The sequence below is a fragment of the Methyloversatilis discipulorum genome (assembly GCF_018780585.1).
Lineage (GTDB): Bacteria > Pseudomonadota > Gammaproteobacteria > Burkholderiales > Rhodocyclaceae > Methyloversatilis > Methyloversatilis discipulorum_B.
On the sequence record NZ_JADMJL010000055.1, the window covers coordinates 1 to 23,158 of the forward strand.

At 68.0% G+C, this 23,158-nt stretch carries 17 protein-coding genes; 11 read left to right on the forward strand and 6 right to left on the reverse strand.

Annotated features, from left to right (window positions below; translation table 11 throughout):
- Positions 1-64: 64 nt before the first annotated feature.
- The 4 genes from IV112_RS19345 to IV112_RS19360 all read left to right on the forward strand — a co-directional run bounded on the left by IV112_RS19345 (position 65) and on the right by IV112_RS19360 (position 6,727).
- Positions 65-295 (forward strand): hypothetical protein, encoded by a 231-nt coding sequence (locus IV112_RS19345; RefSeq protein ID WP_304006386.1) that lies wholly within the window; start codon positions 65-67, stop codon positions 293-295.
- 11 nt (positions 296-306) lie between these two features.
- Positions 307-2,034: a DUF262 domain-containing protein gene (locus IV112_RS19350; protein WP_304006388.1), complete on the forward strand. Its 1,728-nt coding sequence runs from the start codon at positions 307-309 to the stop codon at positions 2,032-2,034.
- An 89-nt stretch (positions 2,035-2,123) separates the two neighbouring features.
- Complete coding sequence (locus IV112_RS19355; RefSeq protein WP_304006391.1) at positions 2,124-3,338, forward strand: Fic family protein; 1,215 nt, start codon at positions 2,124-2,126, stop codon at positions 3,336-3,338.
- Entirely contained in the window at positions 3,335-6,727 is a 3,393-nt protein-coding gene (locus IV112_RS19360) for a DEAD/DEAH box helicase family protein (RefSeq protein ID WP_304006394.1), read from the forward strand. The genes IV112_RS19355 and IV112_RS19360 overlap by 4 nt, the downstream gene beginning before the upstream one ends.
- A 21-nt stretch (positions 6,728-6,748) precedes the next feature.
- On the opposite strand, the gene IV112_RS19365 is transcribed toward IV112_RS19360, so the two are convergent.
- The gene (locus tag IV112_RS19365) at positions 6,749-7,498 is read right to left on the reverse strand and encodes a serine protease (RefSeq protein WP_304006397.1); all 750 of its coding nucleotides are present in this window, start codon (positions 7,496-7,498) and stop codon (positions 6,749-6,751) included.
- A gap of 272 nt (positions 7,499-7,770) precedes the next feature.
- On the opposite strand from IV112_RS19365, the gene infA reads away from it, so the two are divergent.
- Complete coding sequence (gene infA, locus IV112_RS19370) at positions 7,771-8,031, forward strand: translation initiation factor IF-1 (RefSeq protein ID WP_020163009.1); 261 nt, start codon at positions 7,771-7,773, stop codon at positions 8,029-8,031.
- 15 nt (positions 8,032-8,046) lie between these two features.
- On the opposite strand, the gene dksA is transcribed toward infA, so the two are convergent.
- On the reverse strand, positions 8,047-8,475 hold the full coding sequence (dksA, locus tag IV112_RS19375) for an RNA polymerase-binding protein DksA (RefSeq protein ID WP_425763493.1): 429 nt from the start codon (positions 8,473-8,475) through the stop codon (positions 8,047-8,049).
- Positions 8,476-8,704: 229 nt separating this feature from the next.
- On the opposite strand from dksA, the gene IV112_RS19380 reads away from it, so the two are divergent.
- The 5 genes from IV112_RS19380 to IV112_RS19400 all read left to right on the forward strand — a co-directional run bounded on the left by IV112_RS19380 (position 8,705) and on the right by IV112_RS19400 (position 16,543).
- Complete coding sequence (locus IV112_RS19380; protein WP_304006403.1) at positions 8,705-9,826, forward strand: metallophosphoesterase family protein; 1,122 nt, start codon at positions 8,705-8,707, stop codon at positions 9,824-9,826.
- The gene (locus IV112_RS19385) at positions 9,823-12,462 is read left to right on the forward strand and encodes an AAA family ATPase (RefSeq protein ID WP_304006405.1); all 2,640 of its coding nucleotides are present in this window, start codon (positions 9,823-9,825) and stop codon (positions 12,460-12,462) included. The genes IV112_RS19380 and IV112_RS19385 overlap by 4 nt, the downstream gene beginning before the upstream one ends.
- A gap of 85 nt (positions 12,463-12,547) precedes the next feature.
- Positions 12,548-13,495 carry a YcjF family protein gene (locus IV112_RS19390; RefSeq protein ID WP_304006408.1) on the forward strand — a complete coding sequence of 316 codons (948 nt, stop codon included), beginning with the start codon at positions 12,548-12,550 and terminating at the stop codon, positions 13,493-13,495.
- A 107-nt stretch (positions 13,496-13,602) separates the two neighbouring features.
- Complete coding sequence (locus tag IV112_RS19395; protein WP_304006411.1) at positions 13,603-13,941, forward strand: zinc ribbon domain-containing protein YjdM; 339 nt, start codon at positions 13,603-13,605, stop codon at positions 13,939-13,941.
- A gap of 193 nt (positions 13,942-14,134) precedes the next feature.
- Complete coding sequence (locus IV112_RS19400) at positions 14,135-16,543, forward strand: putative bifunctional diguanylate cyclase/phosphodiesterase (protein ID WP_304006414.1); 2,409 nt, start codon at positions 14,135-14,137, stop codon at positions 16,541-16,543.
- 18 nt (positions 16,544-16,561) lie between these two features.
- On the opposite strand, the gene IV112_RS19405 is transcribed toward IV112_RS19400, so the two are convergent.
- The 3 genes from IV112_RS19405 to IV112_RS19415 are packed head-to-tail and all read right to left on the reverse strand — an operon-like array spanning position 16,562 to position 19,894.
- Positions 16,562-17,314 (reverse strand): hypothetical protein, encoded by a 753-nt coding sequence (locus IV112_RS19405; RefSeq protein ID WP_304006416.1) that lies wholly within the window; start codon positions 17,312-17,314, stop codon positions 16,562-16,564.
- A 13-nt stretch (positions 17,315-17,327) separates the two neighbouring features.
- Positions 17,328-18,179 carry a PEP-CTERM sorting domain-containing protein gene (locus IV112_RS19410; protein ID WP_304006419.1) on the reverse strand — a complete coding sequence of 284 codons (852 nt, stop codon included), beginning with the start codon at positions 18,177-18,179 and terminating at the stop codon, positions 17,328-17,330.
- A 35-nt stretch (positions 18,180-18,214) separates the two neighbouring features.
- Complete coding sequence (locus tag IV112_RS19415) at positions 18,215-19,894, reverse strand: alkaline phosphatase D family protein (RefSeq protein ID WP_304006422.1); 1,680 nt, start codon at positions 19,892-19,894, stop codon at positions 18,215-18,217.
- Positions 19,895-20,088: 194 nt separating this feature from the next.
- Between IV112_RS19415 and IV112_RS19420 the strand changes: the two genes are divergently transcribed.
- A complete protein-coding gene (locus IV112_RS19420; RefSeq protein ID WP_304006425.1) occupies positions 20,089-21,375 on the forward strand; it encodes a sensor domain-containing protein in 1,287 nt (428 codons plus the stop codon).
- Positions 21,376-21,387: 12 nt separating this feature from the next.
- Here IV112_RS19420 and IV112_RS19425 read toward each other — a convergent pair whose 3' ends face one another.
- Entirely contained in the window at positions 21,388-23,109 is a 1,722-nt protein-coding gene (locus IV112_RS19425; RefSeq protein WP_304006461.1) for an ABC transporter transmembrane domain-containing protein, read from the reverse strand.
- Between the last annotated feature and the right edge of the window lie 49 nt (positions 23,110-23,158).

The window sequence follows — 23,158 nt, forward strand, 5'->3', positions numbered from 1 at the left end:
AGCGTATCGGGATGACTTGGGCATTCTACGGGGACGGGGTTAAATCAGTGTTTCCTTAAAACTCTTGTTCGCCAAGAGCTATTCGAAAATTGCTTCCGGCACCACATTTGCAGAACTGAAGATTGTTGCGCTGAAGGCACTTCAAGTTCATCTGCCTCCAATAGAACGGCAAAGGCGATTTGCGGCCATTGCCAAGTTGCTTGAAGCGCAGCACACAAAGACTCGTGCAAACAAGGATGAACTTGATCATCTATTTGGATCGCTGCAGCAACGCGCCTTCCGCGGCGAACTTTGAGGAGCTGTTTCATGCAGCAGCAGAACATTCCAATCGGCACACTGGTGGACATGTACAAGCGCGGCGAACTGCGCCTGCCGGAGATCCAGCGGCATTACGTGTGGCGGGCCACGCGGGTGCGCGATCTGCTCGATTCGCTGTACCGCGGCTATCCGAGCGGGTCCATCCTGATGTGGGAAACCGACGAGGCGGTGCCCACCCGCGACTTTGCGATCGCGCAGGACAGCACCGCCTTCGCCGGCCGAAAGCTGCTGCTCGACGGGCAGCAGCGGCTGACGTCGCTGACGGCGGTGCTGGGCGGTGCGCCGGTGTCGGTGCGCGGGCGCAAGCGGCCAATCGACATCCTGTTCAATCTGGAACATCCGGACGGCCCGCCCACCGATGTGGTGGAGATCGCCAGCGACGAAGACGCGCCGACCGCCGCCGACGACGAGCTGGCGGATGAGGACGAAGACGCGGACGAGGGGGAACAGGGGCTGCAGGAGAAGCTGAGCCGCCGCACTTTCGTGGTGGCGAGCAAGGCGCTGTCGCAGCGGCCGAACTGGGTGTCGGTGAGCGAGGTGTTCCGTACCGCCAGCGACACCGAAATACTGAAGAAGGCCGGCATCAGTTCGCTCGATGATCCGCGGCTGGAGCCATATTCGCAGCGCCTCAAGAAACTGCGTGCCATCAAGGACTACCCGTACGTGGTGCATGTGCTGGAACGCGCGATGAGCTACGAAGAAGTGACCGAAATCTTCGTGCGCGTGAATTCGCTGGGCGCCAAGCTGCGCTCGTCCGATCTGGCGCTGGCCCAGATGACCTCGCGCTGGCCGAATCTGCTGAAGGAGCTCGAGACCTTTCAGGAAGAGTGCGAGCAGGGTGGTTTCACGCTCGAGCTGGGCCAGCTGGTACGCGCCATCGTTGTCTTTTCGACGCAGCAGTGTTTGTTCCGTAGCGTGGCGGCGACGCCGGTGGAAGTGCTCAAGGCCGGCTGGCAGCAGGCCCAAGAGGGACTGCGCTTCGCGATCAACTTCCTGCGAACGAATGCGGGCATCGAGGACGAAAGCCTGTTGTCCTCGCCGATGTTCGTTCATGTGCTGGCGGCGGTGAGCCGGATCAAGGACAACCGGCTGACCGCGGACGAACGCCATCAGTTGCTGCACTGGCTGCTGGTGGCCAATGCGAAAGGCCGTTTTTCGCGCGGGTCGACCGAAACGCTGCTGAACGAAGATCTGGCCATCGTGTTTCGTGGTGGTGGCATCGGCGCACTGATGGAGCCGGTGAAACGGCAGTTCGGCCGCCTGCATGTGGAACCGGGTGATCTAGCAAACCGCGGAGTGAACAGCCCGCTGTTCTCGCTGGCCTATCTGGCGCTCAAGGCATCTGGCGCCAAGGACTGGTACAGCGGACTGGGCCTGTCGCTGACCCACCAAGGGCGGCTGCACTTCATCCAGTGGCATCACATCATTCCGAAGTCGCTGCTCAAGGCTCAGGGCTATGAAACCGGCGAGATCAACGAGATCGCCAACATGGCTTTCATCACCGGCCAGACCAACCGGCGCATCAGCAACAAGGATGCGAGCGACTATCTGGCCGACGTGGTGACGCGACAGGGCGAGGCGGCGCTGACCAGTCAGTGTGTGCCGACCGACGCGGCACTGTGGGCGATCGGGCGATATCGCGATTTCCTGCAGGTTCGGCGTGAAGCGCTGGCGCAGCGGATGAACGAGTTCGTCCTTCAGGCTGCGGGAGGCTAGGTGCTCGAACATCAAGGACGTTGTCTTGTTTTATTTTTCAACCCTAATCTAAAATAATCCATCGCCTTGTTTTAGCTTCCCCACCGCCCATGCGTCGTCCGCCTCCCGGCCAAACCGTCACGGTGTCCACGCAGGGCGAGCCCTTCCGGGCTTTCGTGCCGGCGCCGCTGCCGCCGGTGCCGCCGCTGGAATGGACGGCGACGCTGCGAAGTCGCTTCGACCGCGCGCTGCTGGCGCTGGGCCGCCTCGATGCCGTGTCGGCGCTGCTGCCGAATGCCGAACTGCTGCTGTACAGCTTCGTGCGCAAGGAGGCGGTGCTGTCGTCGCAGATCGAAGGTACGCAGTCTTCGCTGGCCGACCTGCTGCTGTACGAGATCGACGAGCAGCCGGGCGTGCCCATCGAAGACGCGCAGGAGGTGAGCCGCTGTGTGGCGGCGCTGGCGCACGGCGTGCGGCGGCTGCGCGAGGGCTTTCCGCTGAGCCTGCGGCTGCTGCGCGAAATGCACGCGGTGCTGCTGGACCACCCGCGCGGCGCCGGCAAGACGCCGGGCGAATTCCGCCGGTCGCAGGTGTGGCTGGGCGGCACGCGGCCGGGCAATGCGCTGTTCGTGCCGCCGCCGGCCGACGCGCTGGCCGGCTGCCTGCACGATTTCGAGCGCTTCCTGCACGACCTGCCCGAAGCCACGCCAGCGCTGGTGAAGGCTGGGCTGGCCCACGTGCAGTTCGAAACCATCCACCCCTTTCTCGACGGCAATGGCCGCATCGGCCGCCTGCTCATCGTGCTGCAGTTGCTGGCCGACGGCCTGCTGCGCGAACCGCTGCTCTACCCCAGCCTGTTCTTCAAGACGCACCGGGCGCTCTATTACGATCTGCTGAATGGCGTGCGCACCGACGGCGACTGGGAACGCTGGCTGGATTTCTTCGCCGAGGGCGTAGAAGCCAGCGCCAGTCAGGCGGTACGCACCGCGCAGGCGCTGCTGGCCCTGGTGAGCACCGACCGCGACCGCATCGCCACGCTGGGCCGCGCGGCGGCCTCCGGGCTGGCGCTGCACAGCGCACTGCAGCGCCAGCCGGTCACGTCGGCGGCGGCGCTGGGCAAGGCGACCGGCCTGAGTGCGGCCACCGTGAACAAGACGCTGGTGCTGCTGGAAAAGCTGGGCGTGGTGAGCGAACTGACCGAAAGACGGCGCGGCCGGGTGTTCGCCTACCGCGACTATGTGGCGCTGATCAACGCCGGACTGGATGAGCCGCCAAAGACCGATGCGAGCGAACGCGCCGAAGGTGCGACGTGGGAGGATGGATGAGCCAGTTCCTGTTCCTGCAGGCCGAATGGCCGCTGCTGTTCGAAGCGGCAAGCAAGGCCGAGGGCGATGCGCACGGCGACGCGCGGGTGTCCTGCTTCTACGCGCGGCGCGCGCTCGAAATCGCGGTGGCCTGGCTGTACCGGCACGACCGGAGCCTGAAGCAGCCTTATCAGGACAACCTGAGCGCGTGGATACACGAACCGACCTTCCGCACCGCGGTCGGCGACGCGCTGTTCACGAAGGCGCGGCTGATCAAGGATCTGGGCAATCGCGCGGTGCACGATGCGCGGCGGATCGAAGCGTCGGAAGCGCTCACCACGACGCGCGAGCTGTTCCATTTCACGTACTGGCTCGCCCGCACCTACGGGCGCCAGCAGCGGCCGGCACCGGATCTGACTTTTTCCGCGGCTCTGCTGCCGCGACCGGCGAACGTGGCGCCGCAGACGCCGGCCCAGCTGCAGGCGCTGGAAGCGAAGCTGAAGGCGAGCGACGAGGCGCTGGCGCAGGCGCGGGCCGAGAACAGCGCGCTGAACGAGGAACTGCAGGCGCTGCGCGAGGCCATTGCGGCGGCGAAGAAGGCGAACAGCGCAGAGCCGGACACGCACGATTACTCCGAAGCCGAAACGCGCAGCGCCTTCATCGACCTGCTGCTGAAGGAGGCCGGCTGGCAGCTCGACACGAAGAACTTCGAGGCCGAAGTCGAGGGCATGCCCAATGGCGAAGGCAAGGGCTATGTCGATTACGTGCTGTGGGGCGACGACGGCAGACCGCTGGCGCTGATCGAAGCCAAGCGCACCACACGCAATCCCGCGGTCGGCCAGCAGCAGGCCAAGCTGTATGCAGATTGCCTGCAGGCGAAGTTCGGCCAACGACCGGTCATTTTCTATTCCAATGGCTACGAACACTGGATCTGGGACGACCTGAACGACCCGCCGCGCCCGGTGCAGGGTTTCTACAAGAAGGCAGAACTCGAACTGATGGTGCAGCGCCGGACAAGTCGCCGGCCGCTTGCGGAGACCACCATCGATGGCCGCATCATCGAGCGCTACTACCAGACCCGCGCGGTGCGGCGGGTGGGCGAGCACTTCGAAGCAGACCGCCAGCGCCGCGCCCTGCTGGTGATGGCGACCGGCTCGGGCAAGACGCGTACGGTGATCGCGCTCATCGACGTGCTGATGCGCAGCAACTGGGTGAAGCGCGTGCTTTTCCTGGCCGACCGGGTGGCGCTGGTGAACCAGGCGGTGAAGGCGTTCAAGACACATCTGCCGGACGCGGCGCCGGTGAATCTGGTGACCGACCGGCACGCCGAAGGGCGGGTGTTCGTGTCGACTTATCCGACCATGATGGGTCTGATCGACGAGGCCCACGACGGACAGCGCCGCTTCGGCGTCGGCCATTTCGATCTGATCGTGATCGACGAGGCGCACCGCTCGGTGTACCAGAAGTACCGCGCCATCTTCGACTACTTCGATGCGCTGCTGGTGGGCCTGACGGCGACGCCGAAGGACGAGATCGACCGCAATACCTACGGACTGTTCGAGTTGGAAACCGGCGTGCCGACCGACGCCTACGGCCTCGACGAGGCGGTGGCCGACGGCCATCTGGTGCCGCCGGTCGCGGTGTCGGTGCCGCTGCGCTTCATGCGTGACGGCATACGCTACGACGACCTGAGCGAAGACGAAAAGGAACAGTGGGACGCGCAGGAGTGGAATGACGAAGGCACGGTGCCGACCGAAGTCGATCCGGCCGAACTGAACCGCTGGCTGTTCAACGAGGACACGGTGGACAAGGCGCTCGCGCTGCTGATGACGCACGGCCAGAAGGTGGCCGGCGGCGACCGTTTGGGCAAGACCATCGTGTTCGCGAAGAACAACGACCACGCCGATTTCATTGCCCGCCGCTTCGACGCGAACTACCCGCAGTACGCCGGCCACTTCGCGCGCGTCGTGACCTACCGCACCGAGTACGCACAGAGCCTGATCGACGATTTCTCGGCGCCTGCCCGCATGCCGCACATCGCGGTATCGGTGGACATGCTGGACACCGGCGTCGACGTGCCCGAGGTCGTGAACCTGGTGTTCTTCAAGGTGGTGCGCTCGAAAACCAAGTTCTGGCAGATGCTGGGGCGCGGCACCCGGCTGTGCCCCGATCTGTTCGGGCCGGGCGAGCACAAGAAAAATTTCCTTGTGTTCGATTTCTGCCAGAACCTCGAATTCTTCAGCCAGAACCCGGCGACCAGCGACGGTGCGCTGGGCGAGGCGCTGGGCACACGACTGTTCCGCGCGCGGCTGGACATGATCGGTGAGCTGGATCGCCGGCAGCGCGAAACCGTGCAGGAAGCGCGGGCGTCCTTCGGCGACGACCCGAACGAAACGCAGCTGCGCGACGAGATCGCCAGCATGCTGCACGCGAAGGTGGCGGCGATGAATGTCGACAATTTTGTCGTGAGACCGCGCCGTCGTATCGTCGAAACCTACTCCCAGCCGCAGGCCTGGCAGCGCCTCGACGCCGATGCGCTCGACGCACTGCGGCGCGAAGTGGCGGACCTGCCGTCGGCACTGAGCGACGACGACGAGGACGCCAAGCGTTTCGATCTGCTCGCGCTGCGCACGCAGCTCGCAGTGCTGCAGGCGCTGCCGGAATTCACGGCGCTGCGCGAACGGATGCAGTCGATCGCCGGCGCGCTGGAGGAGCAGCCGGCCATTCCGGCGATCAAGGCGGAAATGGTGCTGATCCAGGCGGTGGCCGGCGAGGAATGGTGGCAGGACGTGACCGTGGGCATGCTGGAGACAGCGCGACGCCGGCTGCGTGCGCTGGTGAAACTCATCCCCAGGGGCCAGAAGAAGGTCGTCTACACCGACTTCGAGGACGAACTGGGCGAGGCGGTGACGGTGGATCTGCCACAGGTGACCGCGGGCCTAGACATGAACCGCTTCAAGGACAAGGCGCGCCAGTTCCTGAAGGCGCACGCGTCGCACGTGTCGCTGCAGCGGCTGCGCCGCAATCAGGCGCTGACGCCGGCCGATCTGCAGGAACTGGAGCGCATGCTGGTCGAGGCCGGCGGCACCCGGCCGCTGATCGACGCGGCGGTGAGCAAATGCCAGGGCCTCGGCCTGTTCATCCGCTCCCTGGTCGGACTGGACCGCGAAGCGGCGATGCTGGCGTTCGGGGACTTCATCCAGGGCACGACTGTCACGCCGGCGCAGATCGAATTCATCGATCTGGTCATCAGCGAACTGACTCAGGCCGGCGTGATGGAATCGGACCGGCTGTTCCAGTCGCCCTTTACCGACCTGCACGCGCAGGGGCCGCTGGGGGTGTTTCCGCCTGCGCGGGTGACCGAACTGGTGCGCATACTCGACGAGGTGAAGGCCCGCGCGGTTGCGTAGCCCCATCGAGCTGTCCTGCCCTCAGGCGGGCTGGGTCAGCGTCATCAGGATGTCCGCATACCAGGCGCAGTTCAGCCCCAGCGCCTCGTCCATCTTGAGGTCGCGCGTACCGACGTCGAGCCGTGCCGAGTGCACGCCGAGCAGCATCCACGGCAGGTCGCCCAACGTGGCAGGGTCGTCGGGCACGCGCATGACGACCGGTGCGCCGCTGATGCCGCGGTGGGTGCGGGCGTCGGTCAGGAAGTAGCCTTCGCCCTGGAAGCGCAGGCCGAAAGACGAGGCGATGCCGGCCTGACGCACCACCGGCATGTGGTGCAGCGTGTCGTGGAAGCCGAGCGGGAAACCGACCACCAGCAGCGAGCTGCCGACTTCGATGCGGTCGAGGTCGGCCGACAGGTGAGCTGGCGTGAAGGCGCGCCAGACGGCGGTCGGCGGCAGCGCGGCGCGATCCAGTTCGATCAGCGCGACGTCGATGGCACCGGCACGGTCGGCGCCCTGGCGCCACAGGCTCTTGCCGTTGCGATAGAGCGGGATCGAGAAGCCGGTGGAGCGCGCCATGTTGGCGGCGTCGATGTGCAGTTCGATTTCGATGCGGTCGGGAAAGTGACGGCTTGGCTGATCGACCAGCACGTGGCGGCTGGTGACCAGATAGAGCCGCCCGTCGCGTTCGAAGAAGAAGCCGCTGGCGTTGGTGAGCGCGCGTGCGCCATCGAACGTGCAGATGCGCGCGGCGACGAGCAGGATGGGTTCTATCATCGGATTCGGCGGCATGAAACGGCCCTCATTGTGATCGCCTTCCGCAGATATACCGACAGAAAGCCCGTTTTCGGTGCATAGTGTCGGCCGGCGCCGCACGGTTTTCACCGATTCCGGCCGCGTCGTCACTGCAGTTTTCCGGTTTCCTTCTCGCGCAGACCCCGTCGTCGGCGACCCGAATCCAGTCGCATCCCAAAGCGATCCCGCAGTCAGTCCTGCTGACGTTCCACGGCCCGCGCGCCTGCGGCCCGGCGTCCACTTTTCACGCCCACCCCGGGAGAGCCGCAATGGCCAAGGAAGAACTGATCGACATGAACGGCGTAGTGACGGAAGTCCTGCCCGATTCGCGCTACCGCGTCACGCTGGAGAACGGCCACATGGTGGTCGCCTACACCTGCGGCAAGATGCGCAAGCACCACATCCGCATCATCGCCGGCGACAAGGTGTCGCTGGAAATGTCGCCCTACGACTTCAGCAAGGGGCGCATCACTTTCCGTCACATCGAAGGCCGTGGCGCAGCGTCCGCACCGGTACGCCGCACGCATTGAGTCCCTGCTGCGCGGTCAGCGTCCGCGCATCTTGCGGCGCTTTTCGTGCAGTTCCTGCGCCTCGACCGACATCGTTGCGGTCGGCCGCGCCAGCAGCCGGGCGAGCCCGATCGGCTCACCGGTGAATTCGCACCAGCCGTAACTGCCGTCGTCGATGCGCGCCAGCGCCTCGTCTATCGTGTGCAGGTGCTTGCGTTCGCGATCGCGAACGCGCAATTCCAGCGAATGATCCTCCTCCAGCGACGCGCGGTCCGACGGGTCGGGCGTGCGCTCGAACTCGTGCAGGTGCTGCGTCGTTTCGTGCGCAGACTGCAGCAGCGCGTCGCGCTCGGCGAGCAATCGCTGCCGGAAGAAGGCGAGTTGCTCCGGCGACATGTACTCCGACGGCGGGGATGCGAGCAGGCGGGCTTCGACGTCCGCCTCGGCAAGGAGGGTAGCGCTCATGGTACGGGCCTTCCGGGTGAGCGGTGGATGGGCGCACGCAGCGGTGCGTGCCCGCCGGCCGCCGCAGGAATCGGCGATCCGGTGCGCTAAAGATACACGTCCCGGATGACGGCGGTGCGCACAACTTTTCCCGCTGCCGAAGAATACCGCCCGCCCGCGCCCGGCAGCGATTGACAGGGCCAGCGTCGCCGACGCAAGGTATGCGCCCCGCGATGCCCCGCCCACACCTGTGCTCAGACTTCTCCACACCGCCGACTGGCAGATCGGCCGACAGTACGGACAATTCGACGCCGACGAGGCGGCGCTGCTGGCCGAAGCCCGCATCACAGCGGTTGAGCGGCTGGCGGCGCTGGCGACCGAGCAGCGCGTCGATCTGGTGCTGGTCGCCGGCGACGTGTTCGACGCCCAGGGCATCGCCGACAAGACGGTGCTGCGGCTGTTCAACGCAATGCGCGGTTACGCCGGTCCGTGGGCCATGATTCCGGGCAATCACGACGCCGCGCTCAGCGAGTCGGTGTGGACACGCGCGCAGCGCCTCAATGCGGTGCCCGACAACGTGCACCTGTGCCTGCGCCCCGAGCCGCTGCAGTTCGACGGACTGAACGCCGTCGTGCTGCCGGCGCCGCTGACCCAGCGCCACACCTATAACGACCTGACCGACTGGTTCGCCGCTGCCGAAACGCCGGCCGCTGCGTTCCGCATTGGCATCGCGCACGGGGCGGTGCAGGGCCTGCTGGCCGAAGGCATCGATTCGGCCAACCCGATTGCCGCTGACCGCGCCGTCCAGGCGCGGCTGGACTATCTCGCGCTCGGCGACTGGCACGGCTGCCGTCAGGTCGATGCGCGCTGCTGGTACAGCGGCACGCCGGAAACCGACCGCTTCCGCAACAACGATTCCGGCCGCGCGCTCATCGTCGACATCGATGCGCCAGGCGCAGTGCCACGGGTGACGCCGGTGGATACCGGCCACTACCGCTGGCGCAGCGAGACCGCGACGCTGCAGGTGGCGAGCGACGTCGATGCGCTGTGCGCACTGCTCGGCGCGCTCGCAGCGGACGACGTGCTGCAGCTCGACATCGACGGACGCACCGACCTCGACGGTCTGAAGCGCATCGGCGATGCGATCACGCAGGCGCGCGGCCGTGCGCGCGCGGTGCTGGCCGAGCTCGACCGCGTGCGCATCGAACCGACCGCCGACGACCTCGAGCGGCTGGCCGCCGAAGGCTATCTGGGCGAGGTGATCGCCGATCTGCGCGCCGCGCAGGATGGCGCCGACGGCGACACCGCGCGCGACGCGCTGGTACTGCTGGCCGGCCTGCTCGATACGCGCCGCGCGGGAGTGGCGCGATGAAGATCAGCCGCCTGCGCGTCGACCAGTTCCGCCGCTTCCGCCAGCCCTTCGAACTGCGCGACTTCGACCCCGGACTCAATCTGTTCGCCGGTCCCAACGAAGCCGGCAAGAGCACGCTGGTCGCCGCGCTGCGCGCCGCCTTCTTCGAGCGCCACCGCTCCGGTACGGTCGAGCATCTGCGCCCGTGGGGCGACGCCAGTGCCGCGCCCGAAGTCGAACTCGATTTCGAACTCGACGGCACGCCCTGCCGCCTGAGCAAGCGCTTCCTCGGCAAGAAGCGCTGCACGCTGCAGTTCGGCACGCGCACGCTGGACGGCACCGAGGCCGAGGACTTCATCGCCGAACAGCTCGGCTTCGCCTTCGCCGCCAAAGGGTCGAGCAAGGCCGAGCACTGGGGCATTCCCGGCCTGCTGTGGATGGAACAGGGCAGCGCGCAGGACATCCGCGCTGCCGTCACGCATGCCACCGATCACCTGCGCACGGCGCTGAACGCGTCGCTCGGCGAGATCGCCGGCGGCGACGGCGACGACGTGACGAACGAGGTGGAACGGCTGCGCAACGAATTGCTGACGCCGTCCTCCGACCGTCCGCGCGGCGCCTATGCCGAGGCACTGCAGGCCGAGCAGTCGCTGCGCGAAGCGCTGGCGAAAGTGGACGACGATCTGCTCGCCTTCCGCCAGAAGGTGGACCGGCTGGCGCAACTGCGCCGCGAGCACGACGCCGACGCCGCACAACGGCCGTGGGAGGACTTGCGCGCACGTGCCGCCGCCGCCGCCACGGCACTGCGCGAGGCGCAGTCGCTGCAGGAACGGCTGCTCGTCGAGAAGCGCTCGGCGCACTCGCTGGCCGAGCGGGCCGATCTGTTGCGCCAGCAGCTCGACCGCTGGGCGGCCGAGGCGAGCGACGCACAGTCGCGTGCCGAGGCCGTGACAACCGCGCAGCGCGCGCTCGACGACGCACTCGCGCTCGCCGCGCCCTGGCAGCAGCGCGAACGCGATGCGCAGACGCAACACGACGCTGCCCGCCGTACGCTGGCGCTGGCGCGCGCACGCGACAACCGGCGCGCGCTGGTGCGCGATCTGGACGAACTCCGCCACAAGGGCGAAACGCTGGCCGCCACGCTGGCGCAGGCCGAAGCCGAACAGGCGCGCCAGCTTGCCCTGCAGGCCGAAGTGGCGGCCCTCGAAATCAGGGCCGGCGATCTGAACGCACTGCGCGATCAGGCGCGGCAGCTGCGCGAACTGGACATCCGGCGCACGGCGATCGCCACCCGGCTGCGCTTCGCACTCGAAGCCGGACGCGAACTGCGCATCGGCGACGCCGTGCTCAGCGGCGACGGCGAGCGCCTGCTGCTCGACGCCACCACGCTGACGCTGCCCGGCTACGGCCGGCTGCGCATCGAACCGGGCGGCGGCGACCTCGCCGCGCTGGCGCGCGAAGCGGCCGAACTGCAGGACCGCCACGCCAGTGCGCTGGCCCGGCTCGGCCTCGCCTCGCTCGACGCCGCCGAGGCACGACAGCAGCAGCACGCGCACAAGCTGTCCGACCTGAAGGCGGCGCAGGCGACGCTGAAAGCGCTGGCGCCACAGGGCGTCGATGCGCTGCGCGCCGAAGGCGCCGCGCTCGCCGGCCGTGCGGCCGAACTGAGGCAGCGACTGACGGCGCAGGCGGAAGAAGGCGACGACGCGCTGCCGCCGGTCGCCGAGGCCGAGGCGGCCGAAGACACCGCGCGTCGCGCGCTGGCCGAGGCAACGCGTCGCCTGGCCGACGCGCGCAATGGCTGCACCGCGGCGCAGGCAGCGCTGGACGCTGCGCAACGCGAACTGATCGCAGCCCGAGCCCGGCTCGACGACCCGGCGCGCGCGCAGCAACTGGCCGACACCCGCATCGCGCTGACGGACGCACTGGCGCAGCAGGAAGCGGCCGCGCTGCGCATCGACGAACTCGCGCGCCAGCTCGACGCCGCCCGCCCGCAGGCACTGGCGCAGGACGTCGAGCGCTACACGCGCAGCGCCGAGCAGATCGAGCGCAGCTTCGCGCAGCGGCGCGACGCGCTCACCGTGCTCGAAGTCGAACTGCAGGCGGCCGGCGCACAGGGCCTGGACGAACGCCGCGCCGCGCTGGCGCGCGACCACGCCGCCGCCGAGCGCCGCGCCGGCCAGCTGGCGCGGCGGGCCGGCGCGCTCGACCTGCTACTGCGCAAGCTTCGCGACAAGCGACACGCGTTGACGCAGCGGCTGCAGGCGCCGCTGCAGGCACATCTGAACCATTACCTCGGCCTGCTCTTCCCGGGTGCGCGCATCACGCTCGACGACAGCCTGAGCCCCGGCCCGCTGACGCGCGACAGCGCCGGCGGCAGCGAAAGCGGCGAGGTCGACGCACTGAGCTTCGGCGCGCGCGAACAGATGGGCGTGATCGCCCGCCTCGCCTATGCCGATCTGCTGAAGGAAGCCGGCAAGCCGACGCTGCTCATCCTCGACGACGCGCTGGTGCACAGCGACGACGCGCGGCTGGAGCGCATGAAGCGCGTGCTGTTCGACGCCGCGCAGCGTCACCAGGTGCTGCTGTTCACCTGTCATCCGGACAAGTGGCGCGACATGGGCGTGCCGGTGCGCACACTGGAGGCGGCTTTGTAAGCGGGGTTTGCCTCAACGGCCGACGGCGGAACTGCATGCGCGGCGCCGGATCGGAGCAGCATTGCCGCCAACCGACGGAGTGCCGATGAATCCCGACAACGCCCTGCTCACCATTGCCCTGTTCGCCGCCTTCGCCGACGGCGTCAAGGACGACCGCGAGCGCGACCACGTACGCCGTTTTGCCGACTCGCTCGGCACGCAGGCGCCCGACCTGCCGCGTCTCTACCAGGACGTGCTGCTCAAGCGGGTGACCTTGCGCGACGCGACCTCGGCGCTGGAAGACCTCGGCCAGCGCCAGTTCGCCTACGAAATGGCGCTGTGCATCTGCGACGCCGACGGTCGCCAGTGCGACACCGAACGCGCCTTCCTCGCCGACCTGAAGCGTCAGCTCTGTCTCGACGGCGACGCGCAGGTGGCCGACGCCGAAAGCAAGGCCGACGCGCTGGCCGACCTCGACGCGTACGCACCCGCCACGATCGCTGCCTCCACAACGCTCGCTGCCGCGCAGCCGGCGCCGTCGGACGCCGAACTCGACAAGACCATCCTGAATTACGCCATCCTCAACGGCGCGCTCGAACTGCTGCCGCAGACCTGGGCCTCGGTCGCCATCATTCCGCTGCAGATCAAGATGGTCTATCGCATCGGCCGCGCGCACGGCTACGAACTCGATCAAGGGCACATCAAGGAATTCCTCGCCACGGTCGGCGTTGGCCTCACCTCGCAATACCTGGAGCAGTTCGGCCGCAAGCTGCTGGGCGGCCTGCTCGGCAAGATGGCCGGCAAGACCGTCGGCGGTCTCGGCCGCGCCGCCACCGGCATGGCCTTCTCGTTCGCCAGCACCTACGCGCTCGGTCACATCGCCAAACGCTATTACGCCGGCGGCCGGCAGATGAGCGCAGCGGCGCTGCAACAGGGCTTCCAGCAGATGCTGGAACCGGCGAAGAAACTGCAGGCCGACTACCTGCCGCAGATGCGCCAGCGTGCAACCGGCCTGGACGCCGCGCAGATCATGACGATGGTGCGTGGCGGCTGAGCGCGACCGGCCGGTTTGCGCTGGCGCAACGGCTCCGACGCAACGGCAGTGCACAATGACGGCCCCCGCAGTCCGCGGGCGATAAACCGATCATGAATGGGTAGGCCGTGAGTTCACTTCCGAAATGTCCGCAGTGCAGTTCCGAATACACCTACGAGGACGGCAGCATGTACGTCTGTCCGGAATGCGCGCACGAGTGGCCGCAGCGGGCCGCCGAAGCCACCGATCAGGCGCGCGTCGTGAAGGACGCCTACGGCAACGTGCTGACCGACGGCGACAGCGTCACGCTGATCAAGGACCTGAAGGTGAAGGGCTCGTCGTCGGTGCTGAAGGTGGGCACCAAGGTGAAGTCCATCCGCCTGGTCGAGGGTGACCACGACATCGACTGCCGCATCGACGGCTTCGGCGCGATGCAGCTGAAGTCGGAGTTCGTGAAGAAGGTCTGAACCGCACCTCAGCCAGCATTCCTCGCGCTCGCCGGCCCGTGACCGGCGCCTCACTGCGCGCTGTCGGCGGTCTGTAGAATCCGCAACGGTCATCCAGCCGGCAAAGCCCGGCCTACGGCGATGTCGCGGGAGGAGTGATGCAGACCTGTTCATCGGCAACACCGCGCACGGTGCCGTATGGGGTGTTGCCGTCTTGAGCCTGCGAGCCCGCATCCTGGCGCTGGTGTTCGCGTCGTCGTTGCTGCCGCTGCTGGTCGTTTTCTGGACACTGCTCGAAAGCCGCGAGGCCGCCATCGATCAGGCGCGCGAACGAGTCGGCACGCGGGCTTCGCAGCTGGCCGGCGAACTGGACGACAAGGTGTCCGGTACCGCGCAGCTGCTGTTCGGTCTGTCGCGCGTCGCCCAGGTCGGCCGAACCGACAAGGCGGCCTGTTCCGATTTCCTCGCCGCCGTACTGGACGAACACCCGCAGTACACCGGTCTGCTCACCATCCAGCCCGACGGCAATATGTTCTGCGATTCGCTGCGGACCGGGCGCACATTGAACGTGAGCGACCGCGCTTACTTCCGCCGCGCGCTGGACGCTCCGGGCGTCGTCGTCGAACCCGTCATAGGGCGGCTCACCGGCAAGGGCGTGCTGCAGATCGCCTATCCGGCCCGCTCGGCCGACCGCACCCTGCGATACATCCTTCTTGCCTCGCTCAATATGGACGAGTTCGGGCGCCGCGCCGCGGCGTCGCTGCCCTACGCCAGGATGAACCTGCAACTGTGGAACGCAGATGGCAGCCTCGTGATGGACTACCCCGGTGACGGGGCGGCGAAGCGGGTGGCGGGCACGGCGGAACGGACCTTCGTGCTCGGCGACGCGCGCAACCGCATCGCTGTCGTGAGCGGAGAGGGCGGCCGGCGGTTGTGGGCATCGACGCCACTGTCGCACAGTGCCGGCGCCGGCATGCGCATTGCGCTGAGCGTGCCCGAGGCGGAACTCGGGCGGGTGGCGGACGAACAGTTCCGGCAGGCAATACACGGTCTGATTCCGTTCGCCCTTTTGATGGTCGGCGGCGCCGTCCTGCTCGGAGAGTTCGCGTTGCGGCGGCAGACACAACGTCTGGCACGGGCGATCGCCCGCCTGGATCAGGGCAACTACGACGAACCGATCGGTGCGCCGTATCCGCGCGGCGAGTTCGGCGTGGTCATGAGCGCGCTCGACCGGATGGGCCGCTCGTTGAGCGAGCAGCGCGACGAGATCCGCCGCAATACCGAAGCGCTCGAACGTCAGGCCACGATAGATCCACTGACCGGACTCGCCAACCGCACCTTGCTGAACGATCGCCTGGAGCAGGCGCTGATACACGCACGCCGCGCCGGGCGCAGCGTTGCCGTGATGCTGCTGGATCTCGACCGCTTCAAGACGGTGAACGACAGCCTCGGTCACCGGCGGGGCGATGAGCTGCTGCAGTGCGTCGCCGCTCGGCTGCAGGCGAGCGTGCGCGAGGGCGATACGGTAGCGCGGCTGGGTGGCGATGAATTCGTCGTCGTGCTGAACGATCTGTTCGGCACCACCGACCTCGCGCCGATCGCGCAGAAGGTGCTGGATGCACTGTCCGCGCCGGTCGAGATTGAGGCACACCGGCTGTCGGTGGCGGCCAGCATCGGCATCGCGGCCTTCCCCGACGATGGCACCAGTCCCGAGCAACTGCTGCAGCATGCGGATACCGCGATGTACCGCGCCAAGTCGGGCGGTGGCAGTACGGTGGCCTTCTTCTCACCGGACATGATGCAGGCATCGGTCGAACGGCTGCGCATTGAAGCGGGCTTGCGACGCGCGCTGGAGGAGGGCGAATTCGTGCTTCATTACCAGCCCATCGTCGATGCGCAAAGCGGCCGCGTCTGCGCGGCCGAAGCGCTGATCCGGTGGAGCGATCCGCAATTCGGCGCAGTGCCGCCGGTCGCCTTCATCGGCGTTGCCGAAGAGACCGGCCTGATCGTGCCCATCGGCGAATGGGTGCTGCACACGGCCTGCGCCCAGACGGTCGCCTGGCAGAAGCAAGGGTTGGGCGACATTCCGGTTGCAGTCAATCTGTCGCCGCGTCAGTTCGGCGCACCGGCACTCGATCGCACGATTGCGCGTGCGATGGCGCAGACCGGCTGTCCCGCCTCGCTGCTGCATCTGGAAATCACCGAAAGCACGCTGATCGTACAACCGGATGCGGCGATGAGCGCGCTGGACCGGCTCAGCGCACTTGGCGTCGGCATCTCGATCGACGATTTCGGTACTGGCTACTCCTCGCTGAGCCGCCTGAAGGAACTGCCGGTCAACCGGCTGAAGATCGATCGAGCCTTCGTCAAGGAGATCGAGCGCGACGACAGTGACCGCATCATTGTCGAGGTGATCGTCATGCTGGCCAAGAAGCTCGGCCTCCACACCGTCGCGGAGGGTGTGGAGACTGCCGAGCAGCGCGCCTACCTGGAAACGCTGGGCTGCGACGAACTCCAGGGCTACCTGTTCTCCCGACCCTGCACGGCGGCGGCCTTTGAACATATCCTGCGCGAGCGGCGGGACTGCGGTTACCCGACAACTGAAGAACTTGTCGAGCGCTGACCCTCCGCGCAGCCATCTTCAGAAGCGCTCCACCTCGACTTTCACGTCGTCGATCGCCAGACCGTGATCGAAGCTGTAGTGGTTGCGCACCGCCCAGCGCAGCCACAGGCGGCCGCCGGCCGTCCATGCCGGCGTGATGATGCCGCCGAGCGCCTGTTTCGCCAGCGGGTCGCGGCCGAAGACCGGTGCGCCGCTCGGTGTCACGATCAGCGGCGACGGCGATTCGAAGTCGAAGCCGGCGCCCGGGCGCACCCAGTCGACATGGCCGAATTCCTCGCCGACGCCGTACTCGAACACCAGCACGTTCAGGTCGTCGCTGGCGCCCTGCCGCCACTGCTGGCCTTCGAACGCGACGCGCACCGCGTCGATGGTGCGCGCACCTGCGTTGCGGAAGGACACGACGATGTAGCCCGCGAGCTGACCGGAGGCAGGCGTGCCGAAGTAGCTGCCGCCGGTGCCGACCGCGCCGAGCGCGCGGTTGCTGTCGCCTTCGAGGCCGTAGCTGTAGAAGCTGCCGCCGGCATCGTCACCGGTATCGCCGCGGTAGGTCGGCGTCACCAGCGGCTGTTCGACGAAGTTGAGCAGGCGCCAGCCGGGCAGCGTGTCGTTGTCGCGCCAGTCGAAGGCGCGGCTGGTGGCGCCCAGCGTGTCGAAGTCCTGCACGTAGACGAAGTGCCCGCTGGCGTCCGGCGCCACCGCGATGTCGGCCATGGCCGGCAGCGCAGCGGCGCCGAGTGCGGCGGCGAGCAGGCAAGCGCGTATCGAAATCATCGCCACCGTCCGCTCAGGCGCGCTTGCGGCGTGCGGCTGCGCCGACGATGCCGAGGCCGGCGGCCAGCAGCGCGATCGAGGTCGGTTCCGGCACCGCCGGGATGGCGACGCTCAGCGACACGTTGTCGATGGCCAGACCGTGATCGAAGCCGGCGCTGTTGTAGTCGATCCAGGTAATCCACAGCGTCTGGCCGGCTTCCCACTCGAGCGCGATGTCGCCGCCGCGCAGCACGGCATTGGCGTTGCCGTCGGTGGCAAAGCCGGCGGTCGCGCCGGCGTTGGTCACCGTCGAGTTGTACTTGAACGCGCTGCCCGGATTGATCCAGGTGCCCACGCTGGCAAAGCTGTCGCCAAAGCCGTAGCGGAAGTCCAGCGTGTCGCTACCCTGGTTGGCTTCGCCGACGCGCCATTGCTCGGCGTCCCAGAACACGCTGACGCCTTCAATGGTGGCGCCGCTGTCGTTGCGGAAGGCGGCCGCGGCATAGCCGGACAGTGCGCTGGAGGCGGGCGAACCCCAGTAGGCGCCGCCGGAGCCGAGTGCGCCGAGCGCGCGGTCGCTGTCGCCATTCTGGCCGTAGCTGTAGAAGTAGCCGCCGGCGTCGCTGCCGTTGCCGGCACGGTAGAAGGTCTTGGCGACCTTGGCCGAGTCGAACAGCGACCAGCCGCCGATGGTGCTGTCATTGCTCCACGCGACGTTGCTGCTGCCATTGGCGGAGGCCAGCGTGTCGAAGTCCTGGAAGTACTCGAAGCTGTCGAACAGGCCGGAAGCGTCGCGTTCGAGCGTGACGCTGACGGCGGACTGGGCCGGGGCGGCGAGTGCAGCGAAGGCAACGGCGAGAGCGGTGGCGAGGGTGCGGTGGATCATGGTGAGGTTCTCCGTGAGGTGCGGTGGGTTCGGATTCAGGCGAGCGGCAACAGCGCGCGGTGGGCGCTGCCGGGCAGCGTGCGCACGGTGGCGCCTTCGCTGAGCGTGTACTGGCGGGACTTGACGGTACTGACGAAGTACCAGGTGGAGCGGCACTCGTCGCGCGTGGCGGTCAGCACCATGAAACCGCGATGACCGGTTTCGGCGTACTTGAGGTCGGGAATGTTGTCGACCATCCACTGCGCAACGACCGCGGGCGCGTCGGTGCGGCGCGTGACCTCCATGCCGGGCGAGGACACGCCCGGTGTGGCGAACTCGACGCCGATGCGGTTACCGGCGGCGTCGGTCAGGTCACTCGCCCAGGCGTTGTGCGTGTCGCCGGCGACCACGATCAGGTTCTTGTCGAGCCGGCGCGCAGCGGCGTAGACCGCCTCGCGCGCCGCTTCGTAGCCGCCCCAGGCGTCGGTGCTGCGCGGGATCGACGGCTGGCCGAGGATGTAGCGCTCGGCACGGGTAAGCGCGTCGGGCCGCGTCGCCGCCTTGTCGTTCAGCGCCATCCAGTTGGAGATCGAGATCTGGTCGAGCGCGATGGCAGCCGGAATTTCGGCGCGCGCCATCAGCACCTGCTGGCCAAGTACCTGCCAGGTCGCGGTCGAATCGGCCATCTGCTGTTCCAACCAGGCCTGCTGCACGCTGCCCAGCATCTGCCGGCTGTCGTCGCCGATCGCCGCGCGCAATGCGTCGGCATCGATGCCGTCGGGACCAACGAAATCGCCGAAGGCGAGCTGTTCGGTGCGCGCCAGCAGGCGGGTTTCCAGCATGTGCAGCGAAAGCAGATCGCCGAAGTCGAAAGAGCGGTAAATGCGGCGCAGGTCGGCGGTGTCCGGCGTGCGCACCGGCAGCCACTCGTGATAGGCCTTCAGCGCCGCCGCGCGGCGGTCGGCGTAGGGCCCTTCGGTGGCCGGCGTGTGATTGGCGGCGCCCGACACGAAGGTGTTGTTGCACACCTCGTGATCGTCCCAGACCGCGATCAGCGGCACTGCGGCGGTCAGTGCCTGCAGGCCGGGGTCACCGCGGTACAGCGCGTGACGGGTGCGGTAGTCGGCCAGCGTGATGCACTCGCCCGCCGGCAGCACTTCGCGGCCGAGCGCTGCGGCGTCGTCGGTGGCATAGCCGCCGCGTCCGTATTCGTAGATGTAGTCGCCGAGATGCAGCGCCGCGTGCAGGTCGTCCATGCGCGCCGCTTCCGCGTAGGCGTGGAAGTAGCCGGCCGGGAAGTTCGAGCACGAAAAAACGGCGAGCTTCACCTGGTCGACGGCGCCCTCGGGCAAGGTACGCGTGCGACCGACCGGCGAGCGCTGGCTGCCGTAGGTGAAGCGGTAGTGGTAGCGCGTGTCGGGGCGCAGGCCATCGACGTCGATCTTCACCGTGAAGTCGCGCGTCGCATTGGTGCGGAACAGGCCGCTGCGCACGACACGGCTGAACGCGGCATCGGTCGCCACTTCCCAGAACACGCGCGGCTGGGCGTCGCCCGGCGCGGTGATGCGGGTCCACAGGATGACGCGGCGCGCCAGCGGGTCGCCGCTGGCGATGCCATGAACGAAGGGCGCGGCGGCGGCCTGCGCGGTCGTGCCGGAAAGAAGGGCCGGCGCGGCAAGCGCGGCGGCGCCGAGGGTGCCGATGAACTTGCGGCGGCTGGTCGGGGATGTGGTCATGTACGGTCGGCGCAATACGGAAATGCGAAGGCCGCACAGTGTTGTTTGCCGACATTACAGGCCGCATCTGCGCGACGCCGCCGCTCGTGGTCCGTTCAGACTATCGGCGGCGACGGCGCACGTCGTTCACCCGGTTTGCGCAAATTGACCGAAAATCGTGCGCCGCATTGGCCGCCCGCGGTATTTTCCCGGTCATGGACAGACGACGCACCGCCCCACTCGAAGCCGTAATGGACCTCCTGCTCGACGCCGTATGCGTCGTGGACGAGTTCGGGCACTTCGTATTTGTCAGCGCCGCCTTCGAGCGCATCTTCGGCTACAGCTGCGACGAGGTGATCGGCCGCCGGATGATCGACCTGGTGCTGCCGGAAGACCGTGAGCGCACGCTGCGCGCGGCGGCCGAAATCATGTCGGGCGACCCCAAGCTCAGCTTCGAGAACCGCTATGTGCGCAAGGACGGCGCCATCGTGCACATCCTGTGGTCGGCGCGCTGGTCGGAAAGCGAACGGCTGCGCGTGGCGATCGCGCACGACATCACCGCACGCCGGCGTGCCGGCGACATGCAGGCGGCGATGTACGCGATGTCCGAGGCGGCGCACGTGGCGACCGACCTGTTCGACCTGCTGGCACGCGCGCATCGCATCGTCGCCGACCTGCTGCCGGCCGAGCGCATGATGGTGGGCGTGCGCAACGAGATCGACGGCGCACTCAACATCGCCTACGCAGCCGACGCGCACGGCGATCCGGTCGACGGCCTGCCGTCGCGCTGTATCGATTTCTGTGCCGACGTGGTGGCGCGCGGCGAAACCCGACTGATGGCCGGCGAACGCGGCGAAACCTGGCTCGGTGCGCCGCTGGTATCGGCCGACGGCTGCCTCGGCGCGCTGGCGTTGAAGCGCGCCCCCGGTGCTCCGGTGTTCACCGAGCGCGACCGCGAACTGCTTAACTTCGTCGCCACCCAGATCGCCACCGCGCTGGAGCGCATGCAACTGCAGACGCGCCTGCGCCGCATGGCGCAGTACGACGGTCTGACCGGCCTGCCTAACCGCGCGCTGCTGCACGACCGCATCGAAACGGGGATCGCCGCGGCGCGGCGCGCCAAGGGCCGGCTGGCCCTGCTCTATCTCGACCTCGACCGCTTCAAGGAAGTGAACGACACGCTGGGCCACGCCGCTGGCGACGTGCTGTTGCACGATGTCGCACAGCGCCTGCGCCACTGCGTGCGCGACGCCGACACGGTGGCGCGCATTGGCGGCGACGAGTTCGTCGTGCTGCTGGCCGACGTGCGCCGCATGGAGGACGCCGAGACGGTGGCCGACAAGATCCGCGATGTACTGGCCAGACCGGTGACGATGGACGGCCACGAACTCACGGTCGGCGCCAGCATCGGCATCGCCCGCTGGCCGGAGAACGGCGACAGCGCGAAGGATTTGCTGCTGATCGCCGACGCCGCGATGTACGCCGCCAAGCGGCGGCGCTGAACGCTGGCGCGCTCAAGCGCCGTCGTCGATGAACTGCAACCGCGCCAGTTGTGCGTACAGGCCATTGCGCGCCAGCAGTTCGGCGTGCGTGCCGGATTCGATCGCGTGACCGTGGTCGAGCACGATGATGCGGTCGGCGCGCTGTACGGTGGCCAGGCGGTGCGCCACCACCAGCGTGGTGCGACTGGCCATCAGCGGTGCCAGCGCAGCCTGCACCATGCGCTCGCTTTCGGCATCGAGCGCCGAGGTGGCTTCGTCCAGCAGCAGGATGGGGCGGTCGGCCAGGATGGCGCGGGCGATCGCGATGCGCTGGCGCTGGCCGCCGGACAGCCGCACGCCGCGTTCGCCGAGCGGGCTGTCATAGCCGCCCGGAAGCTGGCGGATGAAGGCGTCGGCAAAGGCGGCCTCGCAGGCGGTGCGCACTTCATCGTCGCTCGCGTCCGGCCGCGCGTAGCGCACGTTGTCGGCCACGCTGGCGGCGAAGATGACGGCCTCCTGCGGCACCAGTGCGATGCGCGCGCGCACGGCGGCCGGGTCGGCCTGCGCCAGCGGCACGCCGTCGATCTCGACGCTGCCGGCCTGCGGATCGTAGAAGCGCAGCAGCAGCTGGAACAGCGTGGATTTGCCGGCGCCCGAGGGGCCGACCAGCGCCACCGTCTCGCCGGCGCGTACCGTCAGGTCGAAGCGGTCCAGCGCCGGAATGTCCGGCCGGCTCGGGTAGCAGAAGCGCACGCCGCGGAAGGCGATGTCGCCGCGCGCTGGCTGCGGCAGCGGCAGCGGGTCGGCCGGCGCCGCGATGTCCGGCTGCGTATCGAGCAGTTCGATCAGGCGCTCGGTGGCGCCGGCGGCGCGCTGCAGTTCGCCCCACACCTCGGACAGCGCGCCGACCGAACTGGCGACGATGGCGGCGTAGAACACGAAGGCCGACAGTTCGCCGGCGCTGAGCCGCCCGGCCAGCACGTCATGACCGCCCACCCACAGGATCAGGGCGACCGAGCCGAACACCAGCAGGATGACCATGACGATCATCACCGCCGTGTGGCGGTAGCGGCGCACGCCGGTGTCGAAGCTGCGCTCGACCAGCGCCGCGAAATGCGTGCGGTCGGCCGCCTCGTGACCGCAGGCCTGCACGATGCGGATGGCGTGCACGCTCTCGTCGACATGGGTGCCGAGGTCAGCCACCCGCGCCTGTCGCTCGCGCGACAGCCCGCGCACGCGGCGGCCGAAAATGACGATGGGCGCCACCACCACCGGCACGCCGGCCAGCACCAGCAGCGTCAGCCGGCCGCTGGTCAGCCCCAGCATGACCAAGCCGCCGGCCAGCATCAGCGTGTTGCGCAGTGCGATCGACAGGGTCGATCCGACCACGTTCTCGATCTGCGCGGTGTCGTTGGTCAGTCTGGAAATGACTTCGCCAGTACGCCCGGCCTCGAAGAAGGAGGGCGGCAGGGTCAGCAGGTGGGCATACACCCGCGTGCGCAGATCGGCCGCCACCCGTTCGCCCAGCCAGGACACGTTGTAGAAGCGCAGCCAGGTGGCGCCGGCCAGCAGCACGACCAGCCCCAGCGTGCCGGCCAGCGCGCGGTCCAGCCACTGCGGGTCGCCGGCGGCGAAACCCTGGTCGATCACGCTGCGCAAGCCCTGACCCAGCGCCAGCGCCGAACTGGCGGCCAGCACCAGACCGAGCGCCGCCAGCGCCAGACGGCCGCGGTGCGGCTTCACCAATTCCCACATCACGTGCCGGGCACGACGTAAATCACTCACGCAGAATCATCCTTTTTGT